Origin of the sequence: Dyella silvatica (assembly GCF_026283955.1) — a bacterium.
GTDB classification, from domain to species: domain Bacteria; phylum Pseudomonadota; class Gammaproteobacteria; order Xanthomonadales; family Rhodanobacteraceae; genus Dyella_C; species Dyella_C silvatica.
This window is the reverse complement of the sequence record NZ_JAPDPE010000185.1, coordinates 1-5,506: the sequence shown is the minus strand read 5'-3', so window position 1 is coordinate 5,506 and position 5,506 is coordinate 1. Positions and strand designations below refer to the sequence as shown.

Sequence of the window (5,506 nt, the reverse complement as noted above, 5' to 3'; positions counted from 1 at the left end):
ATGGCCGATCCCAATTCCAAGGGCCAACACGTCGATGAGATCTGCTGGTTGCAGCTCGATGGTGTCACCCTTACTGCGAATGGCTCGACGCCGCTGACATTCGCTTTGCCAGACGGCTCCACCATGACCTTTACGGCGGTGGTCGGCAATGTGGGCGCCAGCGCCGGACTCGGCGGCGTGCAGGCGCCGAGCTGGAGCGGCTCGCAGTTCAGCGGCAGCAGCGGCTATTACACGGTCTACAAGCCGAACAAGGCGGTGCTTTACACGAATAACGGCTCGGTGGGCAACGACACATCGGTCACGCTGCAAGACATCCATTTGTTCAATCCCAACGGGGTCGAGGCGACCAATAATTTCGAAGTGGTGATTGCCGACGGCGAAAGCACCAACAGCGGCGAACTGCTCGATTTCGGCGTGGTATCCGGCGGTAGTCCCTTGCGGCTAGTGGAATGGTTGGGCGCGACCCAGCCCGGCAATAACGTCGCCTACGGCGCGCCTGGCAGCAGCGGGATTCCGGCCACGCCGACCTCTGCATGCGACGGCATGATCGACTGCCAGCGCCTGGTCGGCAAAAGCGGCACGGCGAATGCCGCGGTGTTTTCCACCACCAAGACCGGCAATCCATTCACCGTGGTCGGTCAGGTGCATACCAATGGCAGCAGCCTGCAAGGCTTCGCCTTCGGTGTGCGCTGGGGCGGCGCGCGCCTGCGCAAGGCATTGCCATCGGGGCGCATGGATCCGGCTGACCAGATCACCTATCGCGTCTTCAACGTCCAGAATCAGGAAATCATCAACACCTCCACCAGTGGTGCCGCAAGCGGAAATTATCCGTACATCAGCGGCCAGGCGGTGATGCCGGGCAATCTGCTTACCTTCAAGGAAGAGATGGCGCCCGGCAGCAAATCCACGCTGGCGCAGTACGACAAAAGCATCGTCTGCAGCAACGGCAATGCGGGTTCGAACACGGCATTGCCCAACGGCGCGTACGATCCCAACAGTCTGCCGACGCTGAATCTGCAGCAGCTCGGCGATCACGTCGATTGCACGCTGACCAATATCCCGCGCGTGGTCGATCTGAATCTGCTCAAGTCGGGGCCGGCCACGGTGCTGGCGGGCCAGCCGCTCAGCTATACGCTGACGATCCGCAACAACGGCAGCTACCCGGCCACCGGGCCGACCTTCTCCGATACCTTGCCGGTTGGCATTACCGGTGTAAGCGCTGCCGGTGTCAGTTGCGGCAGCGCCACGGGCGGTGCGGTGTGCGGCGCCAGCGCCGTGGCGGTAAGCGGCAGCGCCGCCAGCGGCTATACCGTGACCGGCGCCGTGCAAAGCCTGCCCGCCAACGGCAGTGTGGTGATCACCATCAACGCCACCGCGCCCGCCAGTGCGGCCGGCGTCATCACCAACACGGCCACGGTGCAGCTCGCCGCGACCGATACGACGGTGGGCGAGCCAGCCAGCAAGTTGGCCGACAACACCTCGTCATGGCAGACCACCGTGCAAGGCACGCCGTCACTGCAAGTCAGCAAGACGGCCAACCTCGCCGATAGCAATGGCAACGGCAAGGCCGATGTCGGCGAAGTGATTACCTACGCCATTACCGCGACCAATAATGGCAGCATCGCGTTGAGTGGCTTGACCGTGTCCGACCCGATGGCCGGTTCCACGGCGCTGGCCTGTACGCCGACGGCCATCGACCCAGGCAAGAGCGCCAACTGCGGCAGCTTTGCCTACACGGTGACGCAAGCCGACGTGGATGCAGGCAATCCGATTCACAACGTCGCCACCGTCAACGGCAGCGTGGCGGGCGGTGGCACCACCACCTCGACAGGCACGGCCGATACGCCAGTCGGTACGCCCGTCATCATCGCCAACAACGACAGCTATCCGGGCATCGGCGGAGCCACGGGCGGCGTCACCGGCAACGTCGTGGCGAACGATCTGCTGGGTGCCGTCACCGGCCCGTCGATCGGCGCCGCCAAGGGCGATGTCACGTTGAGCTGGGGCAGCATCGCCGCGCCGCCTGCGGCGGGCGGCCTCACGCTCAATGCCGATGGCAGCATCACCGTGAAGCCGGGTACGACGGCAGGCACTTACAACGTGCCGTACACGATTTGCGATGCGATCCGACCGACAGACTGCGCCCATGCGACGGCGATCGTCACGGTGACTGCCGGTGCGATTGCCGCGACCAACGACAGCTATACCGGCATCGACGGCGGCGCGGGCAATCCCAGCGCAGGCAATGTGCTGAGCAACGACACACTCAACGGCGCAGCGGCGACACCGGCGACGGTGACGACCACGGTCACCACACCGGCCAGCAATCCGAATGTGAGCCTGAATCCAGCGACCGGCGAAGTCTCGGTCGCGCCGGGCACGCCGGCGGGCACGTACACCATCGGTTATCAGATCTGCGAAAAGCTCAACCCGGCCAACTGCGCGAGCGCCACCGCGACGGTCGTTGTCGTGGCCGGCAAGATCGTGGCCGGCAATGACAATTACACCGGCATCGACGGCGGCAGCGGCAATCCCCCTGCGGGCAACGTGCTGAGCAACGACACGCTCAACGGTGCGCCGGCGACACCGGCGACGGTGACGACAACCGTCACCACACCGGCGAGTAATCCGAATGTCAGCCTGAATCCGGCGACCGGCGAAGTCTCCGTGGCGCCGGGCACGCCGGCAGGCACCTACACCATTGGTTATCAGATTTGCGAAAAGCTCAATCCGACTAACTGCACCACGGCGACCGTGACGGTGACGGTAGCGGCCGGCAAGATCGTGGCCGATAACGACAGCTACACCGGCATCAACGGTGGCGTGGGCAATCCCAGTGCGGGCAACGTGCTGGGCAACGACACGTTGAACGGCGCGCCGGCGACACCGGCCACGGTGACGACGACGGTCGTGACACCGGCGAGCAATCCGAATGTGAGCCTGAATCCGGCGACCGGCGAAGTATCCGTCGCACCGGGCACGCCGGCAGGCACGTACACCATCGGTTACCAGATCTGCGAAAAGCTCAATCCGGCCAACTGCGCGACAGCGACGGCGACCATCACCACGGTCGTCGGCGCCATCACCGCAGGCAGCGACAACTACACCGGCATCAACGGCGGTGTGGGCAATCCCAATGCCGGCAATGTGCTGGGCAACGACACCTTGAACGGCGCACCCGCAACGACAGCCACCGTGACCATGACGGTGACCGCACCGGCCAGCAATCCGAACGTCAGTCTCAATCCCGCCAATGGACAGGTCTCGGTGGCGCCGGGCACGCCGGCAGGCACGTACACCATCGGTTATCAGATCTGCGAGAAGCTCAACCCGACCAACTGCGCGACGACTACGGTCACGGTGACTGTCGATGTCGGCAAGATCGTGGCCGACAACGACAGCTACACCGGCATCGACGGCGGCGCAGGCAATCCCGCCGTGGGCAATGTGCTGGGCAACGACACGTTGAACGGCGCGCCGGCGACACCGGCCACGGTGACGACGACCGTCACCACGCCGGCCAGCAATCCGAACGTAAGCCTGAATCCGGCGACCGGCGAAGTCTCCGTCGCAGCGGGTACGCCCGCAGGCACGTACAGCATCGGTTACCAGATCTGCGAAAAGCTCAATCCGACCAACTGCAGCACGGCGACGGCCACCGTCACGGTGATCGCCGGCAAGATCGTCGCGACCAACGACAGCTACACCGGTATCGATGGCAGCGCGGGCAATCCGAATGCGGGCAATGCGCTGGATAACGACACGCTCAATGGCGCGAAGGTCACGCCGGCGACCGTGACGGCGACGGTCACCACACCGGCCAGCAATCCAAATGTGAGCCTGAATCCGGCGACCGGCGAAGTCTCCGTCGCGCCGGGCACGCCGGCAGGCACGTACAGCATCGGTTACCAGATCTGCGAAAAGCTCAATCCGAGCAACTGCGCGACCGCCACCATCACGGTGACGGTGATGGCCGGGAAAATCGCCGCCGGTAACGACAACTACACGGGCATCGATGGCGGCGCCGGAAACCCGAGTGCGGGCAACGTGCTGAGCAACGACACGCTCAACGGTGCGCCGGCGACTCCGGCCACGGTGACGATGACGGTCACCACACCGGCCAGTAATCCGAATGTCAGCCTGAATCCGGCAACGGGCGAAGTCTCCGTCGCGCCGGGCACGCCCGCAGGCACGTACACCATCGGCTACCAGATCTGCGAAAAGCTCAATCCGACCAACTGCGTCACCGCCGCGGTGACGGTTACGGTGGTGGCCGGCAAGATCGTCGCGACTAACGACAGCTACACCGGCATCGATGGCAGTGCAGGCAATCCGAATGTCGGCAATGCACTGGATAACGACACGCTCAACGGCGTCAAGGCCACGCCAGCCACGGTGACGATGAGCGTCACCGCACCGGCCAGCCATCCGAATGTGAGCGTGAACCCGGCGACGGGTCAGGTCTCGGTGGCACCGGGCACGCCCGCGGGCACCTACACCATCGGCTACCAGATCTGCGACAAGCTCAATCCGGGCCACTGCGCTGCCGCGACCATCAGCGTCGTTGTCACCTCACTGCCGTTGCAAGCGGTGCCGGACGACTATCAACAGACGCCGGTGAATACGGCAACCGGCGGTTCGCCGGGCAATGTGCTCGGCAACGATACCGCGGGCGGCAAGATCATTACTGATCCGCACAGCGTGATCATCACCCTGGTCAGTAGCGGCGGCATGCCCAACGTGACGATCAATCCGGATGGCAGCATCGTCGTGCCGGCGGGCACGCCTACCGGCAATTACACGCTGTCGTATCGCATCTGCGATGTGCTCGACCCGAGCAATTGCAGTACCGCGCAGGTCAAGCTCGCGGTCAGCGATGCCCAGCTATTGCGCCTGAGCAAGCAGGCCACGCCACAAACGGCGAATGTCGGCGATATCGTGCGCTACACGCTGACGGTCGAGAATGTCGGCCCGACCGACGTGCACAGCGCGGTACTCGCCGATACGCCGCCGGTGGGATTCACCCTGGTCGCCAATTCGCTGACGGTGAGCGACAGCGACGGCAAGAGCCATCTGGCCGGCAGCAGCCCGATCCGCGTCGAAGGCGTCGGTATCGGTGCCGGTAAGCGCGTCACCCTGGTCTATCTGTTGCGCGTGGGGCCGGGCGCTTCGGCGCGCGGCACTTACGTCAATACCGCGCAGATGCTGCTCAACGGCGTGAAGACCAGCAACGTCGCGCAGGCGACGGTGCAACGCGTTGCCGATCCCTTGTTCGAAGACAGCCGTGTCTTCGGCACGGTGTTCGACGACCGCAACGGCGATGGTTGGCAAGCCAGTGCCAAGGCCACTCATCTGCAGGTGCAGGGTGGCTTCAGTCCGGCGGCTTATGTGGCCGGCTCCACCACGGTCGATCGCGGTGCCGGACCCAAGCCGGAGGCCGATGCCAGCGCACCGATGCTGCATGGCATCGCGCTGGGTGAGTTGACGGGTCGCATGACGGTTGCGC

The 5,506-nt window shown here is 64.6% G+C and carries 1 protein-coding gene; it reads left to right on the top strand.

The window, feature by feature from the left end; genetic code table 11:
- On the top strand, window positions 1-5,506 hold a 5,506-nt coding region (locus tag OUZ52_RS22030), incomplete at both ends, for a beta strand repeat-containing protein (protein ID WP_266160744.1).